Source organism: Neobacillus sp. 114 (genome assembly GCF_030127045.1).
Classification (GTDB): domain Bacteria; phylum Bacillota; class Bacilli; order Bacillales; family Cytobacillaceae; genus Neobacillus; species Neobacillus rhizophilus.
The window spans coordinates 4,871,277-4,884,165 of sequence record NZ_CP126144.1 but is presented as its reverse complement, the minus strand read 5'-3'; the positions used below and the strand labels follow the sequence as shown (position 1 = coordinate 4,884,165).

Genomic DNA, 12,889 nt, shown 5'->3' with positions numbered 1-12,889 from the left:
ATTGGTGCCCCAATTGGTAAATGATTCAGGCTTTCGGTAACCAATGGCCTGTATTGGTGCCCCAATTGGTAAATGATTCAGGCCTTAGGTAGCCAATGGCCTGTATTGGTGCCCAAACTGTTGAATAATCCTGCTCCTCGGTAACCAATGGGCCGTATTGGCACCCCAATAGGTGAATGATTCAGGTTTTGGGTAACCAATGACTCGTATTGGTGCCCCAATTGGTAAATAATTCAGGCTTTCGGTAACCAATGACTCGTATTGGTGCCCGAACTGTTGAATAATCCTGCTCCTCGGTAACCAATGGGCCGTATTGGCACCCCAATAGGTGAATAATTCAGGTTTTGGGTAACCAATGACTCGTATTGGTGCCCCAATGGGTGAATAGTTCAGCCTTTCGGTAGCCAATCTCCTTCTGATTAGAATATTAGGTTAAAGTCCAGTCGATTATTTCACAATGGGCTTCTTTGGTTTCCGATCGTGTAAGAATAAAATCATCTCGCCAAACTTTGTTGCAAACGGCAGCACCAACAGAGAGGACACGACATTAAAAATAACGCTAATATGAGCCAATTGAACATCCTTCCTGGCTGCGAGCAGCGGGGCATTTTCAGTCAGCAGAGAGATGAGCGGGATAAATAATAATACGCCAAAAACATTCAGCCACACATGCGCATAGGCCGCCAATTTCGACTCCTTCCCGCCGCCAATGGATGCAATAATGGCGGTGATACAGGTTCCAATATTAGCCCCTAGAACAATGGCAATTCCCGCATCAAGCTGCAGGAGACCTGCTGTTAGAAATCCCATTGTAATCCCAGTCATTGCCGTACTTGATTGAATAATGGCAGTAATGATCGTTCCCGTTAATAAACTCATCAGAATATTATCATTTATGGAAAGAATGAATTGATGGATCACATTCATCGATGTTAATGGCTCTGCTAACCTTTCAAATCCCTTCATCGCCGTAAAAACAGAAGCGATGCCAAACAGAAGCATTCCGATACTTCTTGCTTTTTTATTGGGAAATAAAATTAGAATTGCCCCAATTATCGCAAATGGGACAAGAACAGCATCTATGTCAAACGTAATTAATTCTGTCTTAAAGGTAGTACCAATATTGGTACCAAGAATAATCCCAATCGATTGAGGAAAAGTCATGATTCTTGCGGATATTAAGCCGATTGTAATAACCATTACCGCAGAACTGCTTTGCAGGAGTGCGGTTATAAATGTCCCGGTCAGCATTCCTTTTAAGGGTGTACTGGTTAGTTTAATCAGCCATGACTTAAGTTTGTTGGCGGATAAATTAAATAGTCCAAATCTGATAATTGTCATGCCAAAAATAAATATTAAAATGCAAAGTACAAATAATAATATGTAAAGCATGGTCTATCCTCCCCTCCCTTCATTGTATGGTCCGATAGGGGGGGACATGCCATCTTTAAAAGGAAAATTAAGACATGCTAAAAAATTTTCTGCATAAAATGTACATTCCTTGTCACTTCACTATGAAATACAGTTGACCTTGCACCTAGGTTATATTATAATTGCAAGGTACATGGATTGAATGTAAGTGTGTTGTGTTTCGGAGGGAGGGAAAGAGAATGTCTAAAACCGTTGTTCGTAAAAACGAATCGCTTGAAGATGCTCTTCGTCGCTTCAAACGTACAGTATCAAAAACTGGTACTTTGCAAGAGGCAAGAAAGCGCGAATTCTACGAAAAGCCAAGTGTAAAACGTAAGAAAAAGTCTGAAGCAGCAAGAAAACGTAAGTTTTAAGAGGGTGTAATAAATGAGTCTTCTCGAGCGTTTAAATAATGACATGAAACAAGCGATGAAAAACAAGGAAAAAGACAAACTTTCTGTTATTCGGATGATTAAAGCTTCGATTCAAAACGAGGCGATTAAGCTTGGTGTAAGTGAGCTGTCCGATGCAGATGAGTTAACGGTCCTTTCTCGCGAATTAAAACAACGCAAAGACTCCCTCCATGAGTTTGATAAGGCCGGTCGTGAAGACTTGGTTGAAAAATTGCGTACAGAGATCGCTATTGTCGAACTGTATATGCCGAAACAGCTTTCCGAAGAGGAACTTTCAGAAATAGTAAAAGAAACTATTGCTGAAGTCGGTGCAAAATCAAAAACGGAAATGGGAAAAGTGATGGCTGCTATAATGCCTAAAGTAAAGGGCAAAGCAGACGGGTCACTTGTTAATAAATTTGTACAACAACACCTTTCATAGTATTCTGACACTAAGACCATAGGTAAATGCCTGTGGTTTTTTATTTTTTAAATGAAACTTTCAGGCCAATAATCCGTATGTATTATTATAGGATGTAAAGGAAGGAGGGCTCGGATGGTTGAGTTTCTTATGAACCCTGTTGTTGTAACCGTTCTCCTGACGATTGGCGGAGTTGGACTGGTATTGGAGCTTTTTTCGCCAAGGTTTGGACTGTCCGGCTTAATTGGACTTTTGGCGCTTGTTTTATTTTTTTATGGGCATTTCATGGCAGGCTATGCCGGTGTGGGCACTCTGGTGTTATTTGCTGGGGGAATCCTGCTGCTTTTTTTTGAATTGTTTCTTCCGGGTGCAGTTGCGGGAACTTTGGGCCTGGCAGCTTTGATTTTAAGCTTCTTTCTTGCCGGGGAGGATGCTTTACAAATGGGTGTTTCAATTTTAATTTCAATTTTCTTATCAACCCTCGTGTTCTTTTTAATGATAAAGGTGTTGGGAAAAAAGCTTGTTTTATTCAATAAAATGGTTTTGTTTGATGCCGCCAAAAAAGAAGATGGTTATGTTTCCAATATTAATCGTACCGATTTATTGGGGAAAGAAGGAGTCGCATTAACTATCTTAAGGCCTGCTGGTACAGCAATTTTTAATAATGAAAGAGTTGATGTGGTAAGTGAGGGCGGGTTTATTGCCCAAAATGCAAAAATTAAGGTCATCAAGGTAGAAGGTGCTCGAATTGTTGTCAGAGAGGTAATTTAATAACAGAAGGGAGTAATGGACTGTGGACGGATCTATTTTTATTATTGGTTTTGTGGTTATTGCCTTAATTTTATTTGGCATCCTGTTATCGTTTGTACCGGTCATGCTTTGGGTTTCTGCACTTGCTGCGGGTGTTAGAATCAGTATTTTTACCTTAATAGGAATGAGGTTGAGAAGGGTAACACCAAGCAAGGTGGTTAATCCCCTAATTAAAGCCCATAAGGCTGGTTTAAATGTTACCACAAACCAGCTCGAAAGCCATTATTTGGCGGGCGGAAATGTTGACCGTGTGGTAAATGCACTTATTGCAGCACATCGGGCAAATATTGAGTTATCATTTGAGCGTTGTGCTGCAATTGACCTAGCGGGACGTGATGTACTGGAAGCCGTTCAAATGAGTGTAAATCCGAAGGTTATTGAAACACCGTTTATTGCAGGTGTTGCCATGAACGGAATTGAAGTAAAAGCAAAGGCAAGAATTACTGTTCGTGCCAATATTGATCGGCTTGTTGGGGGCGCCGGCGAGGAAACGGTCGTTGCTCGTGTTGGCGAAGGCGTTGTCTCAACCATCGGTTCATCAGATAGCCACAGCAAAGTCCTAGAAAATCCTGATTTGATTTCGCAAACGGTACTGGCCAAAGGGCTTGATGCAGGCACCGCATTTGAAATTCTCTCGATTGATATTGCTGATGTTGATATCGGCAAGAACATTGGCGCTGAATTGCAGACGGAACAAGCGGAGGCTGACAAAAAGATTGCCCAGGCGAAAGCGGAGGAACGGAGGGCTATGGCTGTCGCCCTAGAGCAAGAAATGAAGGCCAAGGTGCAGGAAATGAAGGCCAAGGTGGTAGAGGCCGATGCAAAAGTGCCGCTTGCGATGGCTGAGGCATTGAAATCGGGCAATATCGGCGTCATGGATTATCTTAACTTTAAAAACATCTCCGCCGATACTGAAATGAGAGGGTCAATCGGGAAAATAACAGGAGAAAACAAAGATGGTCAGTAAAATTCATCTTCGGAGGCGGTTGTAATGGAAACGCTGCTTTTCCTAATCATTATTGGAATCATCTCCACAATTTTTCGCAAAGGGAAAAAACCAACGACAAAATATAAACCATTTTCTATGAATACCTTTGAAGATTTAAGGGCTTATTTTCAAAATGAGCCGGTTAAAACGAAATTTAAACAATCTAAAGAAAACAACGAAAAGGATATAGAAAAAGCGTATCAAAAGGTAAAACAGAAGATGGCCGGTTCAACTGTCAATCATAACCAGGAAAAGCCTGCCGAAATCAGCCAGAAAGCAAAGGTAGATCATAATGTAGTCGAGGAGGAAACTGCCATTTCTGTGGAACCAACTCCGCAAAAAATAATCAACGGTATCATTTGGGCCGAAATTCTTGGTGAGCCACGATCTAAAAAAACGTATTACGTAAAAAAGGGTAGAGGGTAATGCCTTAAGAACGCAGACCCCAATACGAAAAAGATGTGCTAGAACCCCTATTCATTTCATAAACATGAGATGAAAGGGGGTTCTTTTTTTATGGCAAAAAAATGGGGCCAACGGATTCGCAACTGGATGGCTAATAAAATGGATCTTCCTCAAGACGTTCTGATGGATTTGCCCCGAATTACGATGATTGGACAAATCCATATTTATATAGAAAATCACCGAGGCTTGCTCGCCTTTACCGATAAAGAACTCCGTCTGCTATTAAAACAGGGGCAGTTGCAGATAAAAGGAAAATCTTTCGTCATTAAAACCATCTTACCTGAAGAGATATTACTCGAAGGAAAAATAGATCAGGTTATGTTTATTAATGATTAATCTGGGAGGAACATAATGAAGAATTTGTGGATGGAATATTTATTTGGAATTGTCACAGTAAAAGTATCAGGTAAAGGGATGGAGCGCTTTATTAATGTCCTGATTAGGAATGGCTTTTACATCTGGAAGGTAAAGCGGCATGGAACGGAAACCATTACGTTTAAAATGAGGCTTGAGGATGCCAAGAAAATCAGGTATTTTGTTCGTAACAGCGGGTGTAGGGTTTCATTTTTACGAAGAACAGGTATGCCCTTTTTATTTAAAAGAATGTTGAAAAATAGCGGCTTCTTGATAGGTGCGGGAGCCTTCCTAATCATAATTTTTGTTTTATCAAATGTCATTTGGGGTATCGAGATTAAAGGGGCTAAGCCCGCAACTGAGTATCAAATTCGTAAAGAATTGGACAAGATGGGCGTTAAGATTGGCAAGCTGCAATTTTCGGTAAAAAATGTTGAGGGAATTCAAAGACAGTTAACCAATAACATTGGTGATCTTACATGGGTTGGTGTGGAATTAAAAGGGACAACCTATTATCTCCAGGTGGTCGAAAAAAACGAACCGAAGAAGCCTGAGCAACTATCTCCGCAAAATCTCGTCGCCAAAAAGAAGGCGATTATAGTTAAAAGATATATTGAAGAAGGACAACCAATGGTGGATAAGAATGATCATGTGGAGGAGGGGCAATTACTCGTTTCCGGTGTAATCGGGGAAGGTGAAAATTCCAAAATGATTGCAGCAAAGGGAGAGGTCTGGGGCGAAACTTGGTATATGAGCCATGTTGAGCTGCCGTTTGAAACCAGCTTTAAAGTCTATAACGGAAACGAGGAACAAAAGCATTCATTATTATTTGGAAAATATGAGCTGCCAATCTGGGGCTTTGGTAAACCGGATTTCAAGGAATCTGAAACCGAAACGGTTGAACATAAAATTCATTTCTTAAAATGGGAGCTGCCCATCTCCTATGTTCATAAAACCATTCGGGAAAGAGAGGAATATACGAGAAATTACACAGAAAAAGAAGCGGAAGAAAACGCACTCGAATTAGCCAGAAAACAAATAAAAAGTCTTTTAGATGAGGATGCTATCATTAAAGATGAAAAAATTTTACACAAAGACAATAAAAATGGTAAAGTTATACTGGACGTTCATTTTAAAATAATTGAAAACATTGCAGTCGGACAACCGATTTCCAAGGAGACTCATGAATGACAGAAAAGTTAACAACCATTAAGGTACAGCTTGAAAATCCTGCAGAAGCAATGGCGCTGCTCGGAACTTCAGACCAACATTTAAAAATTATTGAGCAGGAACTTAATGTTTCGATTATTACAAGAGGTGAGTCGCTCAACCTCTCAGGAGATGAGGTGCAGGTTTCTCTTGCTGGGCAAATACTCGACCGTTTAATGTTTGTCATCCGAAAGGGAATTGCCATTAGCGGGCGAGATGTCTTATATGCCGTGCAAATGGCTCAAAAGGGAACCCTTGATTACTTTGTAAATCTATACGAGGAAGAAATCGGCAAAAACGTTAAAGGAAAGTCCATCCGTGTTAAAACGCTTGGCCAAAGGCAATATATCAACTCCATTAAGAAAAATGATTTAGTATTTGGAATTGGCCCTGCTGGTACAGGAAAAACGTATTTAGCCGTTGTTATGGCCGTTAACGCCCTGAAAAATGGACAGGTTAATAAAATCATTTTAACTCGCCCTGCTGTTGAAGCAGGAGAAAGTCTTGGATTTCTTCCCGGCGATTTAAAAGAAAAGGTCGACCCATATTTACGGCCATTGTATGACGCGCTCCATGATATATTGGGGGCAGAACATACAGGAAGGCTTATCGAACGGGGGACAATCGAAATTGCTCCGCTTGCGTATATGAGGGGACGAACGCTTGATGATGCTTTCGTTATCCTGGATGAAGCGCAAAATACCACTCATGCGCAAATGAAAATGTTCTTGACCAGGCTTGGATTCGGCTCAAAAATGGTCATTACAGGCGACCGAACCCAGATAGACTTGCCAAAAGGCGCTAAATCAGGCCTAGTTGAGGCTGAAGAAATTCTACAAAATATAAAAGGCATTTCCTTCGTCTATTTTGAAGCGGTCGACGTCGTTCGCCACCCGCTTGTCGGAAGAATCATACAGGCATACGAAAAAAAGGAAAAATAAGATGGATTTGAAAGGGACTCACTGCATATAAAAGTGAGTCCTTTTTTGCTAATAGGAAAGTATAAATTCAACTACGCCTCTGTCTTCGCCCTAAGGGGCTCGAATCGGCGAGTTTTCTTTATTTGAGGATGAAACTTGACGGAAAAACTGTTATCATTTTACATAAAGCAAGCTTTCATCTAAAATCAATAAATAACATAAGTGTAAAGACTTGATAATTCAGGGAAACGTGGTTGGAGGGATATAGTTGGAAAAACTGCAGGAGCATTTCATTCGAATTCGCAAACTGCTGGATAATACATTCTTTCGTATTCTTTTTTTCCTGGTATTAGGAATTGTTCTTTTCACAGCTATGTTTAACAACGTAAAGCCGGAAAAGCTGGATATTGAATTGTTTTCAGTTGCAGGAAAAACGATACGGTCTCCAGGGACAGTCGAGGATAAGAAAAGCACGGAGAAGAAAAGAAAAGAGGCGCGCGATCAAGTTCAGGCTGTCTATACATTAAAAAATGAATATACACAAAACCGAGTTGACCTAATTACCTCCATTTTCAGCGCTGCGGCTGAAGTAAATGATGAAGTAAAGGATAATAAAAAAAAGCAGGCTGCAGAGGCTTCTGAGGAGCCGCCACAAATTATAGAGCCTAGTGTTTCAGAAAAAGTTACGATGCTTAAGTCGAAATTAACGCCGACGGTATCGAAGGATTTATCAGATCAGGTTTTTTCCGCATTAGTTCAGGCGAATAATGAAGAATTGTCCATTGCAAAAGATTTAACGGTTACCGCCATTAACAATGTAATGACGAAAAGAATATCTGCGGATGAAGTCGAAAATGCTAAAAAAAGGGTTGAAGAAGAGGTAAAATATTCAGCATTGAGTGAGAATATGAGAATTGCGGCAATTGATCTTGGCAGGTATGCTGTGATCCAAAATGAATTTTATGACCCTTCGGCAACCGAAGAGCTTAGGAGGCAGGCGGCTGAAAGTGTTGAACCCGTTAAGATTCTACAAGGGCAAATTATTGTAGAAGAAGGGAAACTCATAAATCAGGATATTTACCGTCAATTGAAGCTTGTTGGACTGCTACATAACGAAAAATCCTTTAAGCCGTTCATTGGATTAGTTGTTTTAATAAGCATTATACTTACTTCGCTTTATTGTTACTTTTACCAAATGAAATCGCACCCCGAAAAGAGACAAAGCTTTTTGTTATTGTTCGGGATGATTTTCATTCTATCAATTTTTTTATTGAAAATACTCAGCATGCTGCAAGTATTTAATTATTCTGCGATTGGCTATCTATTTCCTGCAGCCTTGGCGGGGATGATGATAAAAATTTTAATTGATGAAAAGCTGGCTATTATGACCTCTATCATCCTTGCAGTTTGCGGCAGTGTATTATTTAATGAAGGGGTATCGGGTACATTAAACTTTTCAGAAGGTATCTATATTTTATTTAGCGCTTTGGGAGGCATATTATTTTTAAGTAATCAAAACCAGCGCTCAAAAATTCTGCAGGCTGGGATATTTTCAGCAGTAGTGAATCTGTTGACCATTTTGGCTTTAATGTATTTGCCAAACGGGCAGTATTCCGGTTTGGAATATGGGTATTATTTTATTACAGCCCTTGTATCAGGTATTGCTTCTGCGGTGTTGACTATTGGCTTACTGCCTTTTTTTGAGGCAAGTTTCGGCATACTATCAACCATGAGGATGATCGAATTATCGAATCCAAACCATCCGCTTTTAAGGAAAATCTTAATGGAGGCGCCTGGGACATATCATCATAGCGTGATGGTGGCAAATTTAGCGGAATCTGCCTGCGAAGCTATTGGTGCAAATGGTTTGCTCGCAAGGGTAGGAAGCTATTATCATGATATAGGCAAAACGCGGCGACCAAACTTTTTTATCGAAAATCAAATCCACCATGATAATCCGCATGACCGTCTGCCGCCGGACAAAAGCGCGAGCATCATCATTGCCCATGTAACGGATGGTTCGAATATGCTAAAGAAGTGCCATATGCCAAAGGAAATAATTGAAATCGCGGAACAGCATCATGGGACCACTTTACTTAAGTTTTTCTATCATAAAGCGCTTCAGGCCAACCCTGATGTAAGGGAAGATGATTTCCGTTATCCCGGTCCGAAAGCACAGTCAAAGGAATCGGCCGTGGTGGGAATTGCAGATAGTGTTGAGGCTGCGGTACGGTCCTTATCACAGCCTACGCCAGAGTTGATTGAGTCTCTTGTGAAAAAAATTGTGGCTGACCGTCTTCAAGATGGGCAATTAAATGAATGTGATCTGACCATGAAGGAAATTGAAACTGTCACTTTCACATTGTGTGAAACATTAAAGGGGATCTTTCATTCTAGAATTGAATATCCTGAGCTAACAAAGAAGGTGAAACAAGCATGACATTACTTATTGATTCATTAGATGAAACAGAGCAGCTATCTGACCAACAGATGCTTGATGTTGAAAGGTTACTAAATTTTGCAGCAAATAAGCTAGGCATTGAAGAACATAGTGAAGTTTCGGTTACCTTTGTGACAAATCAAAGAATCCAAGAAATTAATCTTGAATACCGCGATAAGGACGCACCAACTGATGTGATTTCTTTTGCCATGGAAGAGTTAGGTGAGGGAGAAATAGAAATCGAGGGCGCTGAGATGCCAAGAGTATTGGGGGATATTATCATTTCAGTTCCTAAGGCAATGGAGCAGGCAGAAGAATATGGCCATCCTTTTGTAAGGGAACTTGGCTTTTTAGCTGTGCATGGATTTCTTCATTTGTTAGGGTATGACCACATGACAGAAGAAGAGGAAAAAGAAATGTTCTCTCTGCAGAAGGAAATTTTAAATGAATATGGACTCACTAGATAAGCCTAAACGCAGAAAATTTTGGGATACCTTTGCCTATGCCACAGAAGGAATTGTGACGGCCTTAAAGCAGGAAAGAAATATGCGGTTTCATGCAATAAGCGCAGTTATTGTGATTGCCTTTGGCTTGTTCTTCGCTATTACTAAAATAGAATGGCTGTTTATTCTCGTTTCGATCGGCGGCATGTTTTCGTTGGAATTACTGAATACGGCCATTGAACGCGTAGTAGACCTGGCAACAAATGAGTATAAACCTCTTGCCAAACAGGCTAAGGATATTGCTGCCGGAGCAGTGTTCATTTTTGCCATAATTGCACTTGTAATGGGAATCGTCATATTTTTACCCTATGTCTTGAAATTGTTTTTGTAAGCTTTTGACTACAGGATTTGAAATGGCCGCTTGATTTAGGTAAAATGACTAAACAGCTTCTTCTAAGAGAAAATGATTTTTAGGAATATTTCAACTATTTTAAATCTTTTATTTTTTTAATTACAAATAATGTTTTTTTGGAAAATTTGAGGTAAAATAAAGAAACAGCAGGACTCCTGCTGGAAAGGAAAGAAGACTAGTGAACATCGAACAACTAATCGAAGAAGCTAAAAAAGCAAGAGAAAAAGCTTATATTCCTTATTCTAAGTTTGGCGTGGGAGCAGCGCTTTTAACAACAGATGGTAAAGTATATCATGGCTGTAATATTGAGAATGCCGCCTACAGTATGTGTAACTGCGCAGAGAGGACTGCTGTTTTTAAAGCGTTTTCAGAAGGCGACCGGCAATATCAAATGATGGCCGTTGTTGCTGACACTGATCGGCCATGCTCGCCATGCGGGGCCTGCAGGCAGGTCATTGCAGAATTATGCCCGAGGGAAATGAAGGTGGTTTTAACCAACCTTAAAGGGGATGTTCTAGAGACCACAGTAGAACAGTTATTGCCGGGTGCTTTTTCGCCGGAGGATTTAAATGGTGAATAATACGAGTTCAGGAACAGATTATAAATCAGGGTTTATATCCATTATTGGCCGCCCAAACGTTGGGAAATCAACTTTTCTGAATCGGGTAATCGGCCAAAAAATCGCCATCATGAGCGACAAGCCGCAAACGACGCGCAATAAAATTCAAGGAGTTTTGACCCTTTCAGACGCCCAAATGGTGTTTATCGATACCCCTGGTATCCATAAACCAAAACATAAATTAGGTGACTTCATGATGAAGGTTGCCCAAAATACTCTTAAAGAAGTAGACTTAGTTTTATTTATGGTCAATGCCGAAGAAGGTTTTGGGCGTGGTGAAGAATTTATTCTTGAAAAATTTCAAACCATTAATACACCAGTCTTTCTAGTCATTAATAAAATTGATCAAGTTCACCCTGATGAGCTGTTGCAGATTATTGAATTGTATAAAGAAAAGTATGCTTTTCAAGAAATTGTGCCAATTTCTGCACTGGAAGGAAATAATGTCGAAAGACTGCTTGAGCAAATTAAAGCGATTCTTCCTGAAGGGCCGCAATACTATCCTGCTGATCAGGTAACCGATCATCCGGAACGCTTTATCATTACAGAGTTAATCAGGGAAAAAGCCCTTCATTTAACAAGGGAGGAAATCCCTCATTCCTTGGCCGTTGTCCTTGATAAAATGGAACGGCAGGGGAATAAAGACATTATTCATGTCATGGCAACCATTATTGTCGAACGCGATTCACAAAAAGGGATTATCATTGGCAAGCAGGGAAGCATGCTGAAGGAAATAGGCAAGCGTGCTCGTGTTGATATCGAAAACCTTCTAGGTTCCAAAGTCTTTTTGGAACTGTGGGTAAAAGTTCAAAAGGATTGGCGCAATAGAATGTCCCAGCTTCGTGAATATGGCTTTAATGAAAACGAATATTAGTGAATCACTTTAACTAAAGTATTAACACTCGTTCAAGAATATGCATAATCAGTTTTAACAAAATTTACGTCTTATGATTAATGCGTAGGCAGGCTATGATAATTGTAAGGTTTGAACTGTAACGCTAGTCTAAATATCGAAAGGTGGGGTTTTCATGTTGGATTTTACGTGGAAAATATTTAGCCAAACAGGTAATATTGACACATATCTTCTCTTTAAAGAGCTTGAGAAGGAAAACCAAGAAATACCCGGTAATCTGAATGAAGAGCTAGCACAAATCGATTTTCCAGTTTCATAAGCAAGTCACGCGCCTCGAGAAGGTGACAATCATGCTTCAGAAATGTGAAGGCATCGTCATTAGAACAACAGATTATGGTGAAACGAACAAAATTATTACACTATATACAAGGGAATGGGGAAAGGTCGGCTTTATGGCCCGTGGAGCTAAAAAGCCTAACAGCCGTCTTTCTGCTATTTCCCAGTTATTCACTCACGGTTACTTCCTCGTTCAAAAAGGAACAGGCCTAGGAGGCCTTCAGCAGGGTGAAGTCATTTCCTCGATGCGATCGATTGGGGAAAATATTTTTCTAACCGCATATGCAAGTTATATTGCCGAATTAACGGATAAATGTACTGAGGAGAAAAAGCCTAATCCTTTTCATTTTGAATTGCTTTATCAGACCCTTCACTATATGAATGAAGGCTATGATGCCGATATTCTTGTGAATATCTATGAGATGAAAATGTTGAATGTTTTAGGATTATATCCTATCTTGAATCAATGTTCCGTTTGTGGAAGCACAGACGGGCATTTTTCTTTTTCCATCCGGGAAGGCGGATTTATCTGTCACCGGTGTGTAGACAAGGATCGCTATCATATAAAACTATCACAAGCAGCAGTAAAATTATTAAGGTTGTTTTATTATTTCGATTTGTCTAGATTAGGGAATATCTCTGTTAAAGATGAAACAAAGGCAGAACTGAAGAAAGTTATTTCGGTTTATTATGATGAATATTCTGGGCTTCATTTGAAGACAAAAAAATTCCTCGACTCGATGGGGCAATTTCGTAATCTTTTATAAATGCGATGTTGACAATGTTAAAAGTTTTGGTTAATATTAGCTTTAAAATT

17 protein-coding genes are annotated in these 12,889 nt (G+C 40.0%); 15 read left to right on the top strand and 2 right to left on the bottom strand.

The annotated features are described in order from the left end of the window. Positions 1-84 precede the first annotated feature (84 nt). Together QNN06_RS23975 and QNN06_RS23970 are read right to left on the bottom strand one after the other, a co-directional pair. A complete protein-coding gene (locus QNN06_RS23975) occupies positions 85-408 on the bottom strand; it encodes a hypothetical protein (RefSeq protein ID WP_284036056.1) in 324 nt (107 codons plus the stop codon). Positions 409-447: 39 nt separating this feature from the next. Continuing rightward, positions 448-1,392: a Na/Pi symporter gene (locus QNN06_RS23970; protein ID WP_284036055.1), complete on the bottom strand. Its 945-nt coding sequence runs from the start codon at positions 1,390-1,392 to the stop codon at positions 448-450. Positions 1,393-1,610: 218 nt separating this feature from the next. On the opposite strand from QNN06_RS23970, the gene rpsU reads away from it, so the two are divergent. The 15 genes from rpsU (at position 1,611) to recO (ending at position 12,839) form a co-directional block, all read left to right on the top strand. Then, positions 1,611-1,784, top strand: a complete 174-nt coding sequence (gene rpsU, locus QNN06_RS23965; protein ID WP_007087607.1) for a 30S ribosomal protein S21 — start codon at positions 1,611-1,613, stop codon at positions 1,782-1,784. A gap of 13 nt (positions 1,785-1,797) precedes the next feature. Beyond that, positions 1,798-2,244, top strand: coding sequence for a GatB/YqeY domain-containing protein (locus QNN06_RS23960; protein WP_213120130.1), 447 nt, complete (start codon positions 1,798-1,800; stop codon positions 2,242-2,244). Between the two features lie 114 nt (positions 2,245-2,358). Then, positions 2,359-2,994, top strand: a complete 636-nt coding sequence (locus QNN06_RS23955; protein WP_213120131.1) for an NfeD family protein — start codon at positions 2,359-2,361, stop codon at positions 2,992-2,994. A 34-nt stretch (positions 2,995-3,028) separates the two neighbouring features. Then, complete coding sequence (gene floA, locus QNN06_RS23950) at positions 3,029-4,000, top strand: flotillin-like protein FloA (RefSeq protein WP_372447637.1); 972 nt, start codon at positions 3,029-3,031, stop codon at positions 3,998-4,000. Between the two features lie 24 nt (positions 4,001-4,024). Further along, positions 4,025-4,447: a hypothetical protein gene (locus QNN06_RS23945; protein ID WP_284036054.1), complete on the top strand. Its 423-nt coding sequence runs from the start codon at positions 4,025-4,027 to the stop codon at positions 4,445-4,447. Between the two features lie 90 nt (positions 4,448-4,537). Next, on the top strand, positions 4,538-4,822 hold the full coding sequence (yqfC, locus tag QNN06_RS23940; RefSeq protein ID WP_213120134.1) for a sporulation protein YqfC: 285 nt from the start codon (positions 4,538-4,540) through the stop codon (positions 4,820-4,822). A gap of 15 nt (positions 4,823-4,837) precedes the next feature. Then, positions 4,838-6,031, top strand: coding sequence for a sporulation protein YqfD (gene yqfD / locus QNN06_RS23935; RefSeq protein WP_284036053.1), 1,194 nt, complete (start codon positions 4,838-4,840; stop codon positions 6,029-6,031). Further along, positions 6,028-6,990, top strand: coding sequence for a PhoH family protein (locus tag QNN06_RS23930; RefSeq protein WP_284036052.1), 963 nt, complete (start codon positions 6,028-6,030; stop codon positions 6,988-6,990). The genes yqfD and QNN06_RS23930 overlap by 4 nt, the downstream gene beginning before the upstream one ends. Before the next feature lie 247 nt (positions 6,991-7,237). Next, positions 7,238-9,409 (top strand): HD family phosphohydrolase, encoded by a 2,172-nt coding sequence (locus tag QNN06_RS23925; protein WP_213120137.1) that lies wholly within the window; start codon positions 7,238-7,240, stop codon positions 9,407-9,409. Between the two features lie 50 nt (positions 9,410-9,459). Next, positions 9,460-9,876 (top strand): rRNA maturation RNase YbeY, encoded by a 417-nt coding sequence (gene ybeY / locus QNN06_RS23920; RefSeq protein WP_481819269.1) that lies wholly within the window; start codon positions 9,460-9,462, stop codon positions 9,874-9,876. Next, positions 9,854-10,243 (top strand): diacylglycerol kinase family protein, encoded by a 390-nt coding sequence (locus tag QNN06_RS23915; protein ID WP_217033701.1) that lies wholly within the window; start codon positions 9,854-9,856, stop codon positions 10,241-10,243. The genes ybeY and QNN06_RS23915 overlap by 23 nt, the downstream gene beginning before the upstream one ends. A 199-nt stretch (positions 10,244-10,442) precedes the next feature. Further along, entirely contained in the window at positions 10,443-10,844 is a 402-nt protein-coding gene (locus tag QNN06_RS23910; protein ID WP_284036050.1) for a cytidine deaminase, read from the top strand. Continuing rightward, the gene (gene era / locus QNN06_RS23905; protein WP_217033700.1) at positions 10,834-11,757 is read left to right on the top strand and encodes a GTPase Era; all 924 of its coding nucleotides are present in this window, start codon (positions 10,834-10,836) and stop codon (positions 11,755-11,757) included. The genes QNN06_RS23910 and era overlap by 11 nt, the downstream gene beginning before the upstream one ends. Positions 11,758-11,911: 154 nt before the next feature. Further along, positions 11,912-12,055: a YqzL family protein gene (locus QNN06_RS23900; RefSeq protein ID WP_213120142.1), complete on the top strand. Its 144-nt coding sequence runs from the start codon at positions 11,912-11,914 to the stop codon at positions 12,053-12,055. A 31-nt stretch (positions 12,056-12,086) separates the two neighbouring features. Continuing rightward, on the top strand, positions 12,087-12,839 hold the full coding sequence (gene recO, locus QNN06_RS23895; protein WP_213120143.1) for a DNA repair protein RecO: 753 nt from the start codon (positions 12,087-12,089) through the stop codon (positions 12,837-12,839). Positions 12,840-12,889 lie beyond the last annotated feature (50 nt).

Excerpts from the sequence above, each read along its gene's own strand:
- QNN06_RS23960 (WP_213120130.1), top strand. The coding sequence starts at position 1,798 with ATGAGTCTTCTCGAGCGTTTAAATAATGACATGAAACAAGCGATGAAA.
- QNN06_RS23970 (WP_284036055.1), bottom strand. The coding sequence starts at position 1,392 with ATGCTTTACATATTATTATTTGTACTTTGCATTTTAATATTTATTTTT.
- yqfD (WP_284036053.1), top strand. The coding sequence starts at position 4,838 with ATGAAGAATTTGTGGATGGAATATTTATTTGGAATTGTCACAGTAAAA.
- rpsU (WP_007087607.1), top strand. The coding sequence starts at position 1,611 with ATGTCTAAAACCGTTGTTCGTAAAAACGAATCGCTTGAAGATGCTCTT.
- QNN06_RS23900 (WP_213120142.1), top strand. The coding sequence starts at position 11,912 with ATGTTGGATTTTACGTGGAAAATATTTAGCCAAACAGGTAATATTGAC.
- QNN06_RS23945 (WP_284036054.1), top strand. The coding sequence starts at position 4,025 with ATGGAAACGCTGCTTTTCCTAATCATTATTGGAATCATCTCCACAATT.
- era (WP_217033700.1), top strand. The coding sequence starts at position 10,834 with ATGGTGAATAATACGAGTTCAGGAACAGATTATAAATCAGGGTTTATA.
- yqfC (WP_213120134.1), top strand. The coding sequence starts at position 4,538 with ATGGCAAAAAAATGGGGCCAACGGATTCGCAACTGGATGGCTAATAAA.
- QNN06_RS23915 (WP_217033701.1), top strand. The coding sequence starts at position 9,854 with ATGAATATGGACTCACTAGATAAGCCTAAACGCAGAAAATTTTGGGAT.
- ybeY (WP_481819269.1), top strand. The coding sequence starts at position 9,460 with ATGCTTGATGTTGAAAGGTTACTAAATTTTGCAGCAAATAAGCTAGGC.
- recO (WP_213120143.1), top strand. The coding sequence starts at position 12,087 with ATGCTTCAGAAATGTGAAGGCATCGTCATTAGAACAACAGATTATGGT.
- QNN06_RS23930 (WP_284036052.1), top strand. The coding sequence starts at position 6,028 with ATGACAGAAAAGTTAACAACCATTAAGGTACAGCTTGAAAATCCTGCA.
- QNN06_RS23955 (WP_213120131.1), top strand. The coding sequence starts at position 2,359 with ATGGTTGAGTTTCTTATGAACCCTGTTGTTGTAACCGTTCTCCTGACG.